Genomic DNA, 515 nt, shown 5'->3' on the forward strand with positions numbered 1-515 from the left:
GTCGCAACGTTGACCTAGAAATCTTTGTCGATAAAGGCAACTTAGACCGAGCGGGTCACGCGATGACATCGCTAATCAACTCAATGAAGTGGGACGAAGAACGCTTTGGTCTAGAATACGACCTCGATATTTATATGATCGTGGCGGTTGATTTCTTCAACATGGGCGCAATGGAAAACAAAGGCCTAAATATCTTTAACTCTAAGTTTGTTCTGGCGAATGACCAAACGGCGACAGACCGAGATTACTTGGGTATTGAAGCTGTGATTGGCCATGAATACTTCCATAACTGGACAGGCAACCGCGTGACTTGCCGCGATTGGTTCCAGCTGAGCCTAAAAGAAGGTTTGACGGTGTTCCGTGATCAAGAGTTTTCTTCTGACTTAGGTTCACGTGCGGTAAATCGAATCGACAACGTGCGCATTATTCGTGGCCCTCAGTTTGCTGAAGATGCAAGCCCAATGTCACACCCAATTCGTCCTGACAAAGTTATTGAAATGAATAACTTTTATACG

1 protein-coding gene is annotated in these 515 nt (G+C 45.2%); it reads left to right on the forward strand.

What is annotated here, in order from left to right; translation table 11 throughout:
• A partial coding sequence (locus R7Q46_RS30385; protein ID WP_318078742.1) for a M1 family aminopeptidase occupies positions 1 to 515 on the forward strand: 515 nt, incomplete at both ends.

The sequence above is a fragment of the Vibrio sp. 811 genome (genome assembly GCF_033339195.1).